General features: G+C 42.1%; 12 protein-coding genes. 4 read left to right on the top strand and 8 right to left on the bottom strand.

The window, feature by feature from the left end; all coding sequences use genetic code 11:
- Positions 1-98 precede the first annotated feature (98 nt).
- Entirely contained in the window at positions 99-2063 is a 1965-nt protein-coding gene (locus tag BCU91_RS01250; protein ID WP_102475339.1) for an alkyl sulfatase dimerization domain-containing protein, read from the top strand.
- Positions 2064-2176: 113 nt separating this feature from the next.
- On the opposite strand, the gene BCU91_RS01255 is transcribed toward BCU91_RS01250, so the two are convergent.
- The 7 genes from BCU91_RS01255 to serA form a co-directional block, all read right to left on the bottom strand.
- Positions 2177-2602, bottom strand: coding sequence for a nitrate reductase cytochrome c-type subunit (locus BCU91_RS01255; RefSeq protein ID WP_102436743.1), 426 nt, complete (start codon positions 2600-2602; stop codon positions 2177-2179).
- 101 nt (positions 2603-2703) lie between these two features.
- A complete protein-coding gene (napA, locus tag BCU91_RS01260; protein WP_102436745.1) occupies positions 2704-5187 on the bottom strand; it encodes a nitrate reductase catalytic subunit NapA in 2484 nt (827 codons plus the stop codon).
- 373 nt (positions 5188-5560) lie between these two features.
- Positions 5561-6628 (bottom strand): lipocalin-like domain-containing protein, encoded by a 1068-nt coding sequence (locus tag BCU91_RS01265; RefSeq protein ID WP_102530731.1) that lies wholly within the window; start codon positions 6626-6628, stop codon positions 5561-5563.
- A gap of 113 nt (positions 6629-6741) precedes the next feature.
- The gene (locus BCU91_RS01270; RefSeq protein WP_102530727.1) at positions 6742-9285 is read right to left on the bottom strand and encodes an ABC transporter permease; all 2544 of its coding nucleotides are present in this window, start codon (positions 9283-9285) and stop codon (positions 6742-6744) included.
- Positions 9278-9946 carry an ABC transporter ATP-binding protein gene (locus tag BCU91_RS01275; RefSeq protein WP_102436749.1) on the bottom strand — a complete coding sequence of 223 codons (669 nt, stop codon included), beginning with the start codon at positions 9944-9946 and terminating at the stop codon, positions 9278-9280. Before BCU91_RS01275 ends, BCU91_RS01270 begins: the two co-directional genes overlap by 8 nt.
- Before the next feature lie 205 nt (positions 9947-10151).
- Complete coding sequence (gene ygfZ / locus BCU91_RS01280; RefSeq protein ID WP_102530728.1) at positions 10152-11111, bottom strand: tRNA-modifying protein YgfZ; 960 nt, start codon at positions 11109-11111, stop codon at positions 10152-10154.
- A 162-nt stretch (positions 11112-11273) separates the two neighbouring features.
- Complete coding sequence (gene serA / locus BCU91_RS01285; RefSeq protein WP_102436753.1) at positions 11274-12503, bottom strand: phosphoglycerate dehydrogenase; 1230 nt, start codon at positions 12501-12503, stop codon at positions 11274-11276.
- 151 nt (positions 12504-12654) lie between these two features.
- On the opposite strand from serA, the gene BCU91_RS01290 reads away from it, so the two are divergent.
- Positions 12655-13251, top strand: coding sequence for a DUF2238 domain-containing protein (locus tag BCU91_RS01290; RefSeq protein ID WP_102530729.1), 597 nt, complete (start codon positions 12655-12657; stop codon positions 13249-13251).
- 256 nt (positions 13252-13507) lie between these two features.
- Positions 13508-14173 carry a response regulator transcription factor gene (locus BCU91_RS01295; RefSeq protein WP_102436757.1) on the top strand — a complete coding sequence of 222 codons (666 nt, stop codon included), beginning with the start codon at positions 13508-13510 and terminating at the stop codon, positions 14171-14173.
- A gap of 250 nt (positions 14174-14423) precedes the next feature.
- On the opposite strand, the gene BCU91_RS01300 is transcribed toward BCU91_RS01295, so the two are convergent.
- Positions 14424-15887 carry a curlin gene (locus BCU91_RS01300; protein WP_102519417.1) on the bottom strand — a complete coding sequence of 488 codons (1464 nt, stop codon included), beginning with the start codon at positions 15885-15887 and terminating at the stop codon, positions 14424-14426.
- 680 nt (positions 15888-16567) lie between these two features.
- Here BCU91_RS01300 and BCU91_RS01305 point away from each other — a divergent pair.
- Positions 16568-19069 carry a S8 family serine peptidase gene (locus tag BCU91_RS01305; protein ID WP_102530730.1) on the top strand — a complete coding sequence of 834 codons (2502 nt, stop codon included), beginning with the start codon at positions 16568-16570 and terminating at the stop codon, positions 19067-19069.
- The last annotated feature ends 57 nt before the right edge of the window (positions 19070-19126 follow it).

Here is a 19126-nt window from a genome sequence, read left to right on the forward strand (position 1 = left end):
ATATAAAACTAATAGCGCTAGCGCTTGGTTAAATAAGCAGCTAATTTTACTCCTAGGATAACGAATTAAGTATTTAATCGTGTTTAAAAGGAGCTTATATGAAACCGCTTTATCTGCTTGCCGCGGCTTTTTCTGTCGCGGTGTGTTTTAATAGTGTCGCCGCTACTCAATCTAAACCTGCTACTGAACATACTCAAAAAGCCAATGCCGCAGTGCTAAAGGCGCTTCCCTTTAACGACAAGCAAGATTTTGACAATGCTAAACGGGGTTTTATTGCTAAGCCTGATGTGGTGACCATTAAAGATGCCAATGGCAATGTGGTATGGGATTTAGAGCAATACAAAACTTATATTAGTGATGACAAAGCCTCCCCAGATACGGTCAACCCCAGTTTATGGCGTAATAGCCAATTGGTACTTCATCATGGTTTATTTGAAGTGACTGATAATATTTACCAAGTACGTGGATTTGACTTAAGTAACATCACTTTCATTAAAGGCGACAAGGGCTGGATTGTATTTGACCCATTAATCTCCCCTGAAACAGCTAAAGCCTCATTAGACTTAATTAATAAGCATATTGGAGAGCGTCCAGTGGTGGCGATTGTTTATAGTCATAGCCATATTGACCATTATGGCGGTGCAACCGGCTTAGCCACAGCTGAAGATGTCGCCAGCGGTAAAGTGCAGGTGATAGCGCCGGAGCATTTCACTGAGCATGCGGTGTCAGAAAATGTCATTGCCGGTAATGCCATGGGTCGCCGTGCGGTATTTATGTACGGTGCATTACTGCCTAGAAATGCCCAGGGCGGTGTAAATGGCGGTCTAGGTATGACAGTATCGACCGGGCTTGCGGGTTTATTAGTGCCTAATAAGGAAATCAAACAGACGGGGACTAAATTAACTATTGATGGTGTTGAAATGGAGTTTCAGTTAACCCCCGGCACTGAAGCACCAGCTGAGATGAACACTTGGTTTCCACAATATAAAGCCTTGTGGATGGCGGAAAACACGACTAATACCATGCATAACATCTTAACCCTTCGTGGGGCGCAAGTGCGAGATGCGCTGATTTGGGCCAGTTTCCTTGACGAGACTATTAGCCTGTGGGGCCAAGAAGCAAAAGTTAAGTTCCAAAGTCATCATTGGCCTTTATGGGGCAGTGACAACATTATTCCTTATTTCAAAAAGCAGCGTGATATCTACAAATTCACCCATGACCAATCAGTAAGACTGATGAACCAAGGTTACACAGGCGAAGAGATTTCTGAAATGATCACACTGCCACCTGAATTAGAGCAGAACTGGGCTACCAGAGGCTATTACGGTACGCTGAAACATAATAGCCGCGCAGTGTACCAACGTTATATGGGCTGGTATAACGGGAATCCATCTAACCTTGATAATCTGCCGCCAGAAGTGGTTGCTAAAAAGTATATGCAGTACATGGGTGGCGAAGCTGAAGTGGTTAAAAAAGCCAAAAACTCTTTCGCTGATGGTGAATATCGCTGGGTTGCTGAGGTGATGAAACATGCTGTTTTTGCTAACCCTCAATCTACTGAGGCTAAAGAGTTATTGGCCGATGCCTTTGAGCAATTAGGTTATCAAGCTGAGTCAGGGCCTTGGCGTTCAGTATATTTACAAGGTGCTTATGAGCTGCGAAATGGTATTCCGTCGGCAGGGGGAACTCAAACCGCAACACCTGATACTATTCGCGCGATGACACCTGAATTGCTGTTTGATTATTTAGCGGTAAGATTGGATTCTGCCAAAGCTGCGGGTAAACAGTTTGATATCAATATTGATTTCACTGATCTTAAAAAGGGTTACAGCTTAACAGTTGAGAATGCGGTATTACACCACAGCTCAAATCAAGTTGAAGACCCGGATGTCGGCTTAGTTATGAGCATGGAAACCATGAATAGCATCCAGCTAAAAGAGATAACCTTTGATGAGGCCATTAAAAAAGGCGATGTAAAAATTAGTGGCGATGAAAGCTTATTCACTGCGTTTTTAGGCATGCTTGATGAATATAACTTCTGGTTTAATATTGTGACGCCGTAAAGGCTTTAGACTTTGAGCCTTAGCTAATGTTGTCATGTTAGCGACAAACTAAAATGCCACTGAGATCCAGTGGCATTTTTATTTTACATCGATATCAAGCTGGATGTAGAAGCTTAGTTTGTGTGGTAATTCTCAACTAATGCTTCTTTATTATCTGCTTGTGCAACATGGCACTGAACACAAAAATAATATTTATCGTCAAATTTTCCATCGGCTTTTACGTGTGACTTGTCGATTGGCGTGGCTTTCATGCGCGCTGCCTTTTCAGTACTGTGACACGTTAAACAACCATTCTTTTTCATAGTGATAGGATAACTATCTCTATGGGGGATCATAGGTGGTTGATGCACAAATGTTCTTTCAATCGCAGTTCCGCGGCTTGGGTAAGTCGCTTTTGCATCTGCAGGAATGGTGTCAGTAATCTGTACATCACCAGCTAGTGATTTTACATTTACTGGTGCAGCAGTTTCTGCTGCTTGTTGACCTGAGCATGCGCTAAGACTGAGCACTATCGCAGCAAGGCTAAGTAATTTCTTCATGGTTTACACTCCTTCATATCCATTATTTTTTGATTAAATGGATAGAGATAAATAGTGATTCAGTGATGCTAAATTTGTTTTCAGCATCACTGTAAGTCAAATTAGGCTTTAACAATCTTCACTGGACACTTCTTGAAATCTGTTTCTTTCGATAACGGATCAGTAGCATCAAGTAATAATTTGTTGACCAGCTGTCTAGCATCAAAGAATGGCATAAACACCACGCCGACAGGTGGCTTGTTACGGCCTTTAGTTTCAACACGCGTTTTCACTTCACCACGTGGAGAAATCACTTTCACTTCATCACCATTTTTCAGGCCACGACTACTCGCGTCTTTAGGGTGCATGAATACCTGTGCATCAGGGTAAGACTTATGCAGCTCTGGTACACGAGCTGTCATACTTGCTGTATGCCAATGCTCAAGTACGCGACCTGTAGACATCCATAGGTCAAACTCTTCATTTGGCTCTTCAGCAGCGGGCTCAAATGGCAGTGCAAAAATCACTGCGCGTCCGTCAGGCTTACCGTAGAAGTTATAACCTTCACCAGCTTTAACGTAAGGGTCGCTTCCTTCAACGAAACGACGAACCGTCTCGGTACCATTGACTACAGGCCAACGTTTACCGCGGTTTTCATGATAGTTGTCAAATGCATCTAAATCATGACCGTGTCCACGACCAAATTGAGCATACTCTTCAAATAACCCTTTTTGCAGGTAGAAGCCGAATGCATCGTTTTCATCGTTGTAGTCACCTTTACACTCTGATGACGGGAATTTATCAACGACACCGTTAGCAAATAAGATGTCATATAAGGTTTTTTCTGCATACTCAGGCTTTTTAGCAATTAACTCTGCAGGCCAAACTTCAGAAACTTTGAAGCGCTTAGAGAACTCAACAAGCTGCCATAAGTCAGACTTAGCGCCTTCAGGGGCTTTAACTTGTTGATGCCACATATGAGTACGGCGCTCAGCGTTACCGTAAGCACCTTCTTTTTCTACCCACATCGCAGTAGGAAGAATCAAGTCAGCAGCTGTTGCTGTCACTGTTGGGTATGGGTCTGATACCACAATGAAGTTTTCTGGGTTGCGGAAACCTGGGTAAATTTCATCGTTAATGTTTGGACCTGCTTGCATGTTATTGGTGCACATAGTCCAGTAACAGTTTAGTTTGCCATCTTTCAGCATACGGCTTTGAAGTACAGCATGGTAGCCAGGTTTTGGCGGAATCGTGCCTTCAGGTAGCTGCCATAACTTTTCAGTGATTGCGCGATGTTTAGGGTTTGCTACAACCATGTCTGCAGGCAAACGATGCGAGAAAGTACCCACTTCACGTGCTGTACCACAAGCTGAAGGTTGACCTGTTAATGAGAACGGGCTGTTACCTGGCGTGGCAATTTTACCTGTTAACAAGTGAATGTTATAAAGCATGTTGTTTGCCCACACACCACGAGTATGTTGGTTAATACCCATAGTCCATAAGCTCATGATCTTGATGTTAGGATCAGCATACGCTTTTGCCATTTCGATAAGGTTTTCAACTGGTACGCCACTCATTTCAGATGCGTATTCAGCAGTATAAGTACTGACAAATTTTGCGTATTCTTCAAAAGAGATAGGCTTAGATTTGCCGTTACCTGGGTTTTTCGCTTTCTGCTCTAGAGGATGCTCAGGGCGAAGACCGTAACCGATATCAGTCACACCTTCTGCGAAGTTAGTATGCTTGCTGACGAAGTCTTTATTAACCGCATCGTTTTGGATGATATAATTGGCAATGAAGTTCAAGATAACTAAGTCAGATTGCGGCTTAAATACCATAGGGTTGTCGGCAAGTTCGAAGCTGCGGTTTTCAAATGTCGATAACACATGGACTTTACTGCCTTCATGGCTTAAACGACGGTCAGTTAAGCGTGACCATAGAATAGGGTGCATTTCTGCCATATTGGCGCCCCAAAGCACGAAGTGATCTGCAGCTTCGAAGTCATCATAGCTACCCATTGGCTCATCAATACCAAAGGTACGCATGAATCCACCTACCGCAGATGCCATACAGTGACGGGCATTAGGATCGATGTTGTTGGTAAGGAAGCCCGCTTTGTGTAATTTAGATGCCGCGTAGCCTTCCCAGATAGTCCATTGGCCCGAGCCAAACATACCTACCGATGTAGGGCCTTTTTTGGCAATACTGGCTTTCCACTTGTCAGCCATGGTATCAAGGGCAACATCCCAGCTTACTGGGGTAAATTCACCTTCTTTGTCATACTTGCCATCTTTCATTCTTAATAATGGCGACGTAAGGCGGTCTTTGCCGTACATAATTTTAGAGAGGAAGTAGCCCTTAACACAGTTAAGACCTTTGTTGACAGGGCTTTCTGGGTCGCCCTGAGTCGCAACAACTTTGCCACCTTTGGTACCCACTAAAACACTACAACCCACACCACAGAAACGACAAGGGGCTTTGTCCCATTTTATTTCTGCAGACTGCTCTTCTGCTTGAACCATTTTTATTGGTAAAGCAAGTCCAACTGCCGAAGCGGCTGCGGTAGCTGCATTGGCTTTTAGAAACTCGCGACGGCTTATGCTCATGGTGTTTCCTCACTCTTAAATGTATGTAGACAGTATTTTTAAAACTATCTTTGTTTTTATTTACTAAGGTTTTTATTAACAAAAAACTTAACTATCATTGAGTCTAAACCGCGCATTTTTCATGGGTATACCCCAGACTGAGTATACGGGCTGTTTATTGCTGTAGATCACACTAGTAAGTGTGATCTAAAGCACGTTTTTCAATTTGCTCAATTACTTAATTAGCAAATGTAAATTTAATTCTTACGGATTATTGATAGTTAATGGTAAAAGTATAGGACAGATATAGAAAAATCCGTCCTATAGAAGTAGAAGCTTCTATAGGCTTTAAAAAGCGAGGAAGAGGCAAAATTAACTTTGAACATCAATGGTGCTAATAGCCCGTTAGCTCCATATATCCATTACCAGAATGACTGCCTGATACGCTGATCGGGCCTTCCCAATAAGAGATTGTCAGTGGCATATCACTGTTGGGGTTAAGTGCTTTAACGGTGACATCAATATCTTCGCTAGTAATGCTAACCAGCCAACTAATTGGATAGCGACCACTGTCAGTTTGTTGCCAGCTAAGCGGGGTAACTTTTATGTCGTTTGGGTGTGACTTACTATTAATATTTCTGCCGTTACCGTCGAAAAACATTCTGCGGGCACTAAAAAAGGCCTCACTATTACTGTTTCTTAGTTGAAAAAGCATTAGCGCAGAGCCATCATCTAAGCGAATAGAAAACCAGTCCCAGCCTTGCTGGCTTTTAGTAAGGAATTGCGAGCTCCACTCCCTATCAAGCCAAGCCTTTCCTGTGACTATTTCAGTTTTACCATCACGGTTAATAGAACCTGTTAAATCAATAAAAGGCTGGCTGTAATAGTAAGAAGCAACTTCGCCGTTAGGGCTTTTAATACTGTAGCCGTTATCGCCTTGTAGGTTCATTGGCGCGTTACTGGTTAATGATAATTGGTAGCCAAATTTTTCAGTGTTAACCGTTAAATTTGCCGGAAATAACGCATTTGTTTCACTGCGCCACTGCCAGTCATCTAACACGATGGTGAGAGGGTTAGAGCTAACATGAGCCAGTTGTGGATGGGCGCGAGACCATTTCTCTTTGGCTTGATGCTTGGATGCTGAGGTTAATGCAGCGTGTGACATAAACATTTGATTAGTAGCCCAGTTGTTTGGCGCGGCAGTATCAGCAGCAGACAGCGCAATTCTGAATTGAGTCCATTGAAGCCCTAGCTCTTCACCCGCCTCAGTGGTCATATTGGCCGTTAAATACCACCACTCTTGCCTAAATTTATCATGGCTTAAATGATCTCGCGGGAAATTGAGTTGATGATCTGGCAGTACTTTGGCGTATTGCTCAAGGCTGTCAGCGTCTTGCGTTAATAGGCTGCCCATACTGGCTTTGTTATCTGACTCTGCTGTTGAATTAGGCTGACAACCCATTTGGCTCAGACAAGCTAACAGTAACCATATTGCGATAAAAGCTGACTGTCGTAGCTTTAGCACTGGGTCAATCTGTCGCTTTATGTTGGCGCTGGTTATCGGGGCGTTATACATTATAAAGCCTCTTGCTGAAGGTTATGAATAAGTGATTTACGGGTTTGCCAGTAAAGTGGGATCGCGATGGCAACGGCGCTGGTAGACAGCGCAATTAACACCACTCGGGCATAAGCTTGCCAATCCCATAGCATGGCAATACTCCAACCAAAGGCTTGTAAAGTGACTTTGTTGATCAGTAAGTAACCCAGTACAGCACCTGTTGGCAGCGCCACTAAACAGGTGAGTAATACAATAAACTGCATTTGAATGAACATCATAAAGCGCAAGCGTGCTTTGCTCACCCCAAGGGCATATAGTTTGGCTAGTGGTGCTTGTCTGGCTTGGGTTAGCATTAAGCATGCACTGAATAATCCAATGGCAGCCACCATTAAGGTGAGGCTATTGAGCACCATGGTGATAGAAAAGGTTTGCTTAAACATGGCTATGGCTTGCTGCTTAATTTTGGCTTGGTTATACATTTGCGCTGTTGAAATTAGCTTGCTATTAACGAGTGATTGTTCAAGCTCGTTTATATCGCCATCATAGCTGGCAGCGATACTTTTAGCTTGCTTGGGCAATTGTAATTGTTGCCATAGTGTATTACCAATTACGACCTGACCCTTAGGGTTACCATAATCAAAGAAGATAGCGCCAATGGTCACGGGGTGTTGATTCGTTTTTGCTGACATGATTGGCAATGTAAAGCTATCGCCAATTTGTAACTTGTATTTAATCGCAATGGGCTCACTTATCATCAACTGATTACCCTGAGTAAATTCAGCCCAGAAGTCATCTGATTGCTGTTTTAGCGAACTGACAATCTTAGTTGAATACAAATCGCGACTCACAAGTTCAACGGGCATATTTTGATAACTGCTATTTACTGTCCACTGTGAATATATACCAGTGACCTTAGGCTGCTTCTCTAAGAAAGACGCAATATCAGTGATGTTTTCGCTTGACGGGCGCATGTATAAATCTGCATGAAGGCGGCTTTCAAGCCAGGTTTTTAAGGTGACTTCAAAACTGCCCACTAGGGTATTCATCGAAATGTTCGCGGTTAGCGCCAATAGCATCGCCATCATGGCTAACGATAACGGCCCGATTAACTCTTTGGTTTCTGCCATCATGTATTGCCATAATCCTGCCGGAAAATACTTAGCCAAACTACTACTGACATAATGCAGTGTTAATGGCAGCAATAGTGGGATAGCGACAATAACAATCCCCATCAGTGCGAGGCTAAATTGATATTGCTCAGCAAACGGAAACAGTGCAGCGCAAATGGTTAATGCCACTATCGCGATGGCAAACAACCAGCGTTGGGTGACCAGCAAACTGCTTGCTTGATTATGTTTGGTGCCAGCTCGGGCGAGGGGTTGTTGCGTTAATTGTCGATACAGTGGCAGGCAGGCGAGTAAACCGGCAAACAAGGTTAACACTATGGCTTGGGCAAACCACTGCCATTGCCAGTTGCCGGGCATTAGCCGAGCGCCATAAAGCTGCTCTAGTGTCATGGCGACCATAGGTTGTAGCCAGACGCTGAGTTGCAGCCCCAGAATAAAGCCTAAGCTTGCACCAATGATCACCAGCACAATGAGCTCAGCGACCAGTGCTAGCATCACATTATGCTTATTAATCCCTAATTGCAGTAATTGTACTAATAATTTTTGCCGCTTCATCAAACTGTAGCGCACGCCGTTATAAGCGATAAATAGCCCTACCACAAAAGCCAGCATACTCATGGCGTTAAGGTTTAAGTGAAAACTACGGGTAAGCTCTTGTAGCGCCTGGCCTTGATCTTGTTCTGTAATACTCGCCTGTTGCTGTAATAGATTTTGACTATTGATTTGCTCAATCAGTGGCTCAGCAGGATCAAACAAAGCAATATAAGACAGCTTATTGGGTTGGTCTAATAGGATTTGCGCTAAAGAGATATCAGCGACAATGGCATTACCTAAGCCATAATCATCATCGACACTGATCACTTCGAGCTTGATAGTGTTAGCGGCTTTATCTTGTGGGTTTTGTAAATAAAACCACCCGTCTTTTGCTATGTTATCCGCTAGGGATTGGCTCATTAACAACACATTGCTGCCTGCTAATAGCTTATCCAGTGGAATATTAATGGGCGTTTTGCTGTTGGTATTCGTTTGAGCTTCAGATGAATGGTTTTGTAAGTTAACTGCAGCAAATAAATCGCTGCCTTGAATTTGCCAGCGCCGCCCCTTATCGTCGACTGCAAGGCCATTAATCACAGCTAAAGCATTACTGATCCCGCTTTGACGCAATCGGAAATAGACCTGCTCATTAATGAGTTGTTGCCCTGCGGCTGGGGTGATCAACAAGCTTGCCCGTTGACTTAATAGTTCGGTGGCTTCGCTGTAACTTCTTACTGCATTTTCATTGGTAGACTTGACGCCTATTAGCAAGGTGACTGCGAGGAGGATACCGAGAAGAATGGCACCAGCTTGTAATGGCGAATGGCGGTAGTGGGCAAAGAAGATTTTTAGTGACAACAGCCATTGTTTGACAGTGATGTCTTGAGCCTGATTACTCATGAATATGGCCTTTTTCTAAATGCCACCTGCGTTTCATATAGCCCGCACAGGTTTCACTGTGGGTTACCATCAACACCGTGGTATTTGCAGCCATGGTAAGCTGGCACATTAGCTCCATTACTTGCTGACCTGCAGCTTCATCTAAATTACCGGTTGGCTCGTCTGCTAGTAATAATGCCGGTTTGTGGATTAACGCTCTGGCAATGGCAACGCGTTGCTGCTGACCACCCGATAAGGTTTCAACAGGTCTTGTTAAAATGTCACTAATCCCAAGCTGCGTAATAAGCTCATCGCCCCAATCACTCCACTTTTGATTATTAAGCTGTAATACAAAACGGATATTATCGATAACATTAAGCGGGGTGAGTAAGTTGAATTGTTGGAAGACAATACCAAGTTGGGCGCGCCTAAACTGGCTCCATTGACTATCTTGCCACTGCGCTGCTTGTTGGTTCATGAGTTGTAACTGACCAGAATCAATTTTCTCAAAACCGGCAATGATATTAAGTAGGGTGCTTTTGCCCGTGCCGCTGGGGCCGGTTAGCGCAATGGTATCACCACGATGCAGGGATAAATCGACACAGTTAAGCACCTGATGGAGTCTATCTCCATCGTTAAAGCCTTTGGATACTTGCGATAGTTGGGTGATCACTGCTGTCATTAGCGTCTCTGGTATTACTTGTAATTACATCATCATACGACAAATAAAATTACTTAGATCGACTTTTCATTGAAATAACCCGTTTATATGTTGATTTTGAAATAATAAAAAAGGCTGAAGAATGAGAAGTAACCTCATCCATCAGCCTTTATTTAATGTTACGGTTAGCAGCCTTTGTTGGCTTTAACCCATATAACCGTTTAAGTTAATCTTCTAACGAATAAGGTAGCGGCTTCACCACTAGCTCACTTTGGTTGTCATTTTTTACTCTTAGTTTTGCATCATTTGGCGTATCGTTAGCCAATACTGCGGTTAATAGCACTTGGCTATTAAATTCAACCGCTTCGATAACTTTACCCGCTCGAAGAAAGCCATCTTCTGAGGCAATTTCAATTTGAGTTTCACTGCTGACAGTTTCAGAGGCACTACCGGATAGAATATACAGGGCGCGTTTATTACCACCGCGGTACTTCATTCTGGCAATGGTTTCTTGGCCCATGTAGCAGCCTTTTTCAAAACTAATACCGTTTACCGCCTGTATATTACACATTTGTGGTACAAACTCACTGCTGTGGTTGTCGTCAATATTGGCGTAACCGGCTTGAATTTCTAATGCTTGCCAAGCTTGGTGGCTAGATAGTGGTTGATTTGAAGCTGTGACTAATTGCTGCGCTTTTTCAGCTGATGTAATCACTATGAAGCGCTCAGCATCTTTTAAAATAATAGCGCCTTCAGCGTGAGTAACTTCATGTTCAATCCGTCCAAATTGCTGCTCAATAAACTCTGCAGCCTTCGTACCAGCAAAGCCTAAAATAACTTGCTTAGCAGTGACATCAGTTAATTCCGCTTTACTGAACACCGCATATTTCTGCCATGAGGCCAAACTTAGCGGTAATACTGATGCTGGCATTAAAATAAAAAGGCTTTCAGCAATTGTGTAGGTTCTAAAGCTAGCAATCATCTTACCCTTAGGATCGCAATGGGCGCCCCAGCGCCACTGAGTTTCTGTCAGCGATACGATATCGGTAGTGACTTGGCCGTGAATAAAGGTTTTACCTTGCTCACCGGTCACTTCAATTAAACCTAAGTGGCTTAAGTTTGAAACCAGTAAGTCGGGCGTTGAAGTTAAGTAATCCCAGTTTGGCTGTGTGGTTGCGAGTGTCATAAAATGATCCCTAAGGTGAGCAACAAAGATAAGCTTTGAGTGTAACGGAATTCAGTGAGGCTCAAAAGAAAAAGCTATCTTCAATTAATTGAAGATAGCTTTAATTCACAATTTAACTGCGAGATAAGCCTAAGGTTAAATCGTTCACCGACTTAGCTTGAATTAAAACAATACGCGGGTACGAATAGTACCTTCAATTGCTTTTAACTCGCCCAGCGCTTGTTCGGCTTGGTTTGAATTGACTTCCATGACCACGTAACCAATATCTGCAGTCGTTTGTAGATATTGCGCAGCAATGTTAATGCCTTTTTCTGAAAACGCTTGGTTAATTTTAATCAACACACCTGGACGGTTGTGGTGAACATGCAATAAGCGCGAGGTGCCTTTATGTTGTGGCAATGACACTTCAGGGAAGTTAACCGCAGACACAGTTGAGCCATTATCAGAATATTTAGCCAGCTTACCCGCGACTTCAATACCGATATTTTCTTGAGCTTCAGCAGTACTACCACCAATATGCGGGGTAATAATGACGTTATCTTGTCCACGTAGTGGGCTAATAAATTCGTCATCATTTGACTTAGGCTCAACTGGGAATACATCAATTGCAGCGCCTGCAATATGGCCTGACTTTAGGGCATCAGAAAGCGCATCAATATCAACCACAGTGCCCCGTGATGCATTGATAAAAAAGCTTTTTGAACGCATTTGTTCAAATTCTGTCGCACCAATCATATTTTTAGTTTGCGCAGTTTCTGGTACATGCAAGCTGATAACGTCTGCTTCATTCAATAGTGTTTCCATTGAATGGATTTGGCTGGCATTACCCAGTGGCAACTTGTCTTCAATATCGAAAAATACCACCCGCATACCGAGGGTTTCAGCCAAAATACCCAGCTGAGTACCTATATGGCCGTAACCAATGACCCCTAAGGTTTTACCGCGCACTTCATAGCTACCATTGGCACTTTTTAACCAACCGCCACGGTGGGCAAGGGCGTTACGCTGAGGAATACCGCGCATCAGCATGATGATCTCACCTAACACTAGCTCAGCAACACTGCGAGTGTTTGAGAATGGCGCATTAAAAACGGGTACGCCTAACTTCTCAGCAGCGGCAATATCAACTTGGTTAGTACCAATACAGAAACAGCCAATCGCGACTAGTTTTTCAGCATGGTTCAACACTTCAGCGGTTAATTGGGTGCGCGAGCGCAGGCCGACAAAGTGAGCATCTTTAATTGAGCGCAGCAACTGGTCTTCAGGAAGGGAAGCTTTGTGATATTCAATATTGGTATAACCTGCACGCTTAAGTACATCGACTGCAGTTTGGTGGACGCCCTCCAACAGCAGGATTTTAATCTTATCCTTGTCAAGCGAGTGTTTTGCCATGGTGTGGGTACCCTCTTATCAATAGTTATGCTTATGTTATGCTGACATTAATACGCAACCAAAATAGCATTATTTATTGCCATTGTAGAGGGCTAGATGGCTAAAGACTGTGATCTTGGTTTAGAACAATATCATCTAAAGGGAATGTATAGTGAATAAGAAAGTTATATGGGTGGTTATTTTTGCTGTCGTGCTCGTTTGGTCGGTGAGTTCACCTAAAGATATGTTTACTTGGTGGTTAGAAGCACTGCCAGCATTAATCGCCTTACCCATCTTATTATTTACCCGTAATAAATTCCCCCTAACACCCTTAGCTTACTTATTGATTTTGTTACATTGCTGCGTGCTCATGGTCGGAGCTAAATATACCTATGCCGAAGTACCACTGTTTGATTGGTTGGCTGATGTGATGGGTAGCGAACGTAATAATTATGACAAAATCGGCCATCTTGCTCAGGGGTTTATTCCGGTCATACTGGCAAGAGAGGTGATGCTAAGAAATCACGTCTTGCAACCGGGCTATTGGTGTCAGTTTCTATCAGTTTGTTTTGTATTGGCATTTTCTGCTTTTTACGAACTTATTGAGTGGTGGGTTGCAGCTGCAACAGGTGAGAATGCGGAGGCGTTTTTAGGCACTCAAGGCTATGTGTGGGATACACAGTCAGATATGTTTATGGCACTTATAGGTGGTATTAGTGCATTAGTCTTGCTCACAAAGGTACATAATAAGCAGTTAGCATCACTTTAATCAGCTACATTTATAGATCTTGTGACTGTTAAGTTTATTTTTACTTGTTTTATTTTTGGTAACGGCTTGGTTTGCGAGCACTTAATCTATTAATGAGTACTTAAGTATTGCAGAAATACTTTATAGACTAGTTAAAATTCCTTATGGGCTAGTTAAAATGTACTATTATTGCATTATGTTGTTATTATGTTATCAATGTTTCAGGACGAAACTCGTATAGCCGAGAGATACAGAATACTTTTCAGGGAGAAAAGTGATGAATTCGAATATTGATGAATTAGTCTTCTTACACCAGGTTGCAGCGCCTTGCAACTTGGCTATTTTAGCTGAGTCGATAGGGTTAAAAACCAGGGTAGTGAAACACCCTAGTGAACTTGAAGTAGAACATAATACTAATTGTTTCTATTTGATCGCCCAAAAGGGGGCCGCGCTGGATAGCAAAGGCATTCCGCTGTTGGTATCACGGCTAGTTAATCATGTCCCTGTCGCTTTATATCAAGTTGAACGGGGCTCGTTAGATCAGGAGTCTGCACTATTGTTAGGTGTAAGAGGCTTACTTTATGCCGACCAACGTATGGATTTAATGTTGACCGGGTTACGTAAAATGGTAGCTGATGAGCTTTGGTATGATCGACCGCTAATTAGCAAAATTTTCCGCCGACTAGTACAAAAACTTGATGCTAATACAGAAATCCCCCCAGATACTATCGCAATGCTGCAAATGCTCACTAATCGTGAAAGAACCATTATTCAGCTAGTTTCAAGCGGTGCAAGGAATAAAGAAATAGCCCACAGGCTTTGCATTAGTGAGCACACGGTAAAGGCACATATCTCTTCCATCTTTAGGAAAACCCAATCTCGCAATCGGGTCGAGTTACTGCGTTGGGCACAAACTTATCAAGCCCATTTTGAGTTCGCTTAACTTAGGTTATTTACCCGCTTTAAAATAATTTAGAGATGTTATTAAGCCAGTTGCTAGTTGTAACTGGTTTTTTTGTTTGTTTCGGCAATTATTTCATCGTGTAAAATTAATTTATGAGCTTATGTCATAAAATTGCACAGAATTAGCTTAACGTAATGAAAACAATAAGCTTTGCCAGTGGAGGAGATATTAAAGTAAATATATAGGGAGCAATGTGCTCCCTATATTCAGTAAGAAAATTTTCTATAAATTAATTCTGGTAAATTGCTGCAGAATTAAAGTTTCCGGTTTGGACTACAGTGGCAATATCATTAGTGCCAATTTGCATGCCTGTAACCGTATTATCATTACCAATTTGGGTTACATTTAATGTATTCATAGTACCATCAATTGCAAAGTAACCATCATCTCCACCAACCCAGTTACCGTCGCCTAGCTGAGAAACGGTAATTGAGTGGTCATCACCAAAGGCGACTATATCAGTTAAGTTAAAATCACCTTCTTGGCTGATATCAACAGTCTGATTTGAACCGACATTTGAAATAACGGCTTCGTTATCATTGCCTGTTTGGCTCATATCAACTGTATTGTTATCTCCAACGGTTTCTGAATATGCAAAGTTAAGTTCACCTGAGGAAGTGATAGTGACCTCATTATAGAAGCCATCAGCTACAAAAGCAGTGTAGTTATCTGCACCACTTTGATCTACAGATATAACATTCTCATCACCATAAACAATAAACTCAGTTAAATTGGCATCACCAGTTTGTACGACTTCAATATCGTTAAGCGAGCCATTTAAAATAGCAATATTAGCGCCGCCCACTTGGTTACCAAAACCATCTTGACTAATAGTAACGTCATTATCGTCTCCAAAAGAAAACTCTATTGTTGCGCCGTTATTAATGCCAGTTTGGTCGATAGTAATATCATTTAAAGAGCCTGATAAGCTTGCTACTACAGCAGTGTTATCATCGCCTGTTTGGCTAAAATCGAATGTATTATTATCACCAAATACACCTAAAGCAGCACCAAAGTTGTTATCACCAAGTTGGTTTACAAATAGTTCATTACCATCGCCAGCATTTAGGCTGCCTGAATCGGAAACGATACCTGCTTGGTTATTTACACCATCTTGCATTATGGTTGCACTATTACTATTACCTTCAACAGCGAATACCGCTAAGTTAATCGCACCGTACTGGGTTACTTCTGCAGCGTTTTCATTACCAATAACTTCGATGATACTTTCGTTTTGAGCTCCATCTTGAATAACATCAGCAGTGTTACTATTACCCGTTAGCGATACGTCACTAGTGTTATAAAAGTCAGCCTGCTGAATAGTAACTTGGTTTTGGTCACCTATGATGCCAACGTTTGAAATATGCCAATCATCAACCTGGTTAGTAATGACAGAGTTTCCATTACCTTCAGAGCTAATATAAGATTCTTGCCAGTCCCCTTGCTGGGTTACCTCGGCAAACTGTAAATCACCAATTTGTGTCACGGTTGAAATATGACGCGTGCCAGTTTGGCTTACTGTGGCATCCTGCTCCATGCCCGTTTGAGTTACTGTTGCGTTAGTATTCGAAGCGAATGCCGATTTCTCTGCAGCTGTCACCTCTGGTAATGAAAGTCCTGCTGCTGAAACGGGTAATGCTAAGCTTGCTGCAATAGCAAGTGATACTAACGATAATTTCTTTTGCGATTTCATTCTACGCTCCCTGTTTAAATATAGATTTATCTGATTATTAGAAAATAATCGTTTGATAAAGTATTTCGCTTCCTAGTTAACTCATTGTGTCGCCAAAGTGCATAATTTAGCTTTAGGTAACTGAGTACTAATATGCGATCAAGAAGTAACTTCAGCGTGAACTTTTAAAGATCTAACAGTATTTGAAGCACTATAAACCCTCAATAAACACCAATAACTTAAGAGCAGGGGTTGCTTTTAAGTTTATGATTATTAACCCTAAAACTGTTTGGTTTTAGGTTGGTAGAATTTCAAATGATTCTGCTGATGCAGCGCGTTACAAGATTAACTTACGGTGCCCATTGGTTTTTCTCAATCGTATAAAAGGTTAGTTTTTTTAGGGGGTTAAGATTAAACCTTTAGTGCTACAAAGGTTTAAGTTACTGAATATCATGCTTATATTTGGCTATTTTCGCTTACCACTAATATTGACTAGTCGAATAAGCCTAGTAGTTACTTACTAATTAAAGTTTCAGTCCTTTTATTGTTATACAGCTTGTGGCAACAATTTGATGGCAACAACAAATTCCGGGTTTCACTTCGTGGAAAATCAACTCGCTTTTAAAAATAGCTAATGGAAAAGCTACAGGTGCTGCATTACCGGTTCCGGGAATTATTAATGGAAGATAGGAAGCCACATCATGATTAACAAAATGTCCCCAATTGCATTAGCAGTAACATCTCTATTTGCGTTAAACGCAAGCCCTGTTATTGCTCAAGAAAGTGTAAAGTATAAAAAAGATGAAATTCTCGTTGTTTATAAAGAAAATGTGTCAATCTTTGAACGGTTGTCAGCGCAAAATCTAGTCGCAGGAACAGTCACAGATAAAAATGCTGATGGTATAGATGATAAGTTTAAATACCTATTATCTGGACGATTGGCTAAGTTATCACTTAAAAGCGGTAGTAATGTTGAAAGTGCAATTAAGTTAATTAGTAAGCATCCAGCAGTAAAATATGCCGAACCTAATTATACTTATACAGCAATTGGTATGCCAGACGATCCAAATTTCTTGGAGTTATGGGGCTTAAATAATACCGGTCAAACTGGTGGTGTTTCTGGTGCTGATATCGATGCCGTTACCGCTTGGGACACTACTACAGGTAGTGAAAATGTGGTTATTGGCGTAATTGATACTGGTGTTGATTATAATCATCCAGATCTAGTTGCAAACCTTTGGGTTAACCCTAATGAAATACCCGGAAATGGTATTGATGATGATAACAATGGTGTCATTGATGATGTTAACGGCTTTAACGCTATTACCGGAACTGGTGATCCAATGGATGGCAATGGTCATGGTACCCATGTCTCAGGAACTATTGGCGCACAAGGTAATGATGGCGTAGGTGTTGTTGGGGTTAACTGGGATGTCACTATCATTGGTTGTAAATTTTTAAGTGATAGTGGAACAGGCTCTACAGAAGCTGCGATAGCTTGTATTGATTATTTCACTAATTTAAAAGTGAACCATGGTGTTGATGTTAAAGCGACCAATAATTCTTGGGGCGGCGGCGGATTTAGCCAAGCATTAAAAGATTCTATTGAATCGGCTGGTGATGAAGGAATTTTATTTGTTGCAGCAGCAGGTAATAGCGCTGTTGATAATGATGCAAATCCACACTATCCATCAAGTTATGACTCTGATGTTGTTTTGTCGATTGCCAGTACCGATCACAATGACGATATGTCTAGTTTTTCTCAATGGGGATTAACAAGTGTCGATATGGGCGCGCCTGGTTCTGCGATTTTATCAACCCTTCCAGGAAATAGTTATGGTACCTATTCAGGTACTTCAATGGCTACACCACATATCACCGGCGCTGCAGCACTTGTGTGGTCAATAGCACCTGATATTGACCCTGTCACTATGAAGCAGTTACTAATGGATTCTGGTGATGCTAATGCAGCATTGACTGGCCTAACAGTGGCTGGAACACGTTTAAATGTCGCAAACGCACTGGCAGATGCAGATCCAGATCCATCATTTGCGTTAAGTGTCACGCCATCTTCACAATCAGTTGAAGCTGGCAGTGCCGTTAGTTATGACTTTAGTCTGGGCAGTATTGCTGGTTGGGATGATCAAGTCGCGCTGTCATTTGATGTATCACCAGCATTAGAAGGCATTAGTCTTTCTGCTAACACTGCAGTAGTCGGTGACAGTTTTACGCTTGATGTTGCGACGCTTGAGTCTGCTATTTGGGGAGATTATGTCATTACCGTTCATGCTGATGACGGCATCACTTCGAAAAGTAAAGCTGTTAGCCTAGAAGTCTATCCTGCGGGATTGAATGATTTTGGTTATAGCAATGATACTCCTGTGGATATTTCGGATAATACTACTATCACCAGCACCATTGAAATCGGGGATGAATTACAAATCTTTGGCCTTGATGTGAATGTTGATATTACCCATACATGGATAGGAGATTTAGTCGTAACACTAACATCACCAAATGGCACAGAAGCTATGTTGCACAATCAAACTGGTGGCAGTGCTGATGATATTGTACAGACATGGGCAACTGAGCAATTCAATGGTGAAATAGCATTGGGTACTTGGACATTAACGGTTAGTGATTTAGCGGGTGGAGATAGTGGCTCATTAAATCATTGGGGCTTACTTTTATCGGCTCTGGGGGATGCGAGTCCTACAGCACCAGTGGCAGGCTTTGAATATGCTATTGATGGCTTAACGGTTGATTTTACCGACTTAAGTTCAGACGTTAATGATGACATTGTTAGCTATGAATGGAGCTTTGGTGACGGTTCTACCTCTTCAGATATGAATCCTACATACGCTTATGCGGCAGGTGGAATTTACTCTGTGACATTGGTGGTAACAGACAGTGAAGGTTTAACTGATACAACTGCTATGGATATCGAAGTATTTGATTACAGCATAGACGCTGCAGTTACACGTACTATGGTTTCACGTCGTGGTAGTGCGGCGGTGGACTTATCATGGAGCGGTGCAAACGGTGAAAGTGTTAATATTTACCGTGATGATGTAATGGTATCAACAACGTCGAATGATGGCCGTTACCGAGATCGTTTCACTAATGCACCAGCAGAGGTGACTTATAAAATCTGTGAAACAGACACAACATTATGTTCAGACCCAATCGTAGCTATTTTTTAGTAGTGTTAACCTAAAAAATTAAAACGAAGTTTAAAAAGGGATGGCAGCTGCCATCCC

Source organism: Shewanella sp. 10N.286.52.B9 (genome assembly GCF_002873635.1).
Taxonomy (GTDB): domain Bacteria; phylum Pseudomonadota; class Gammaproteobacteria; order Enterobacterales; family Shewanellaceae; genus Shewanella.

Coding starts and splice junctions, on each gene's coding strand:
- BCU91_RS01270 (WP_102530727.1), bottom strand. CDS start 9,285: ATGAGTAATCAGGCTCAAGACATCACTGTCAAACAATGGCTGTTGTCA.
- BCU91_RS01250 (WP_102475339.1), top strand. CDS start 99: ATGAAACCGCTTTATCTGCTTGCCGCGGCTTTTTCTGTCGCGGTGTGT.
- serA (WP_102436753.1), bottom strand. CDS start 12,503: ATGGCAAAACACTCGCTTGACAAGGATAAGATTAAAATCCTGCTGTTG.
- BCU91_RS01265 (WP_102530731.1), bottom strand. CDS start 6,628: ATGGGTTGTCAGCCTAATTCAACAGCAGAGTCAGATAACAAAGCCAGT.
- ygfZ (WP_102530728.1), bottom strand. CDS start 11,111: ATGACACTCGCAACCACACAGCCAAACTGGGATTACTTAACTTCAACG.
- BCU91_RS01300 (WP_102519417.1), bottom strand. CDS start 15,887: ATGAAATCGCAAAAGAAATTATCGTTAGTATCACTTGCTATTGCAGCA.
- BCU91_RS01255 (WP_102436743.1), bottom strand. CDS start 2,602: ATGAAGAAATTACTTAGCCTTGCTGCGATAGTGCTCAGTCTTAGCGCA.
- napA (WP_102436745.1), bottom strand. CDS start 5,187: ATGAGCATAAGCCGTCGCGAGTTTCTAAAAGCCAATGCAGCTACCGCA.
- BCU91_RS01305 (WP_102530730.1), top strand. CDS start 16,568: ATGATTAACAAAATGTCCCCAATTGCATTAGCAGTAACATCTCTATTT.
- BCU91_RS01275 (WP_102436749.1), bottom strand. CDS start 9,946: ATGACAGCAGTGATCACCCAACTATCGCAAGTATCCAAAGGCTTTAAC.
- BCU91_RS01295 (WP_102436757.1), top strand. CDS start 13,508: ATGAATTCGAATATTGATGAATTAGTCTTCTTACACCAGGTTGCAGCG.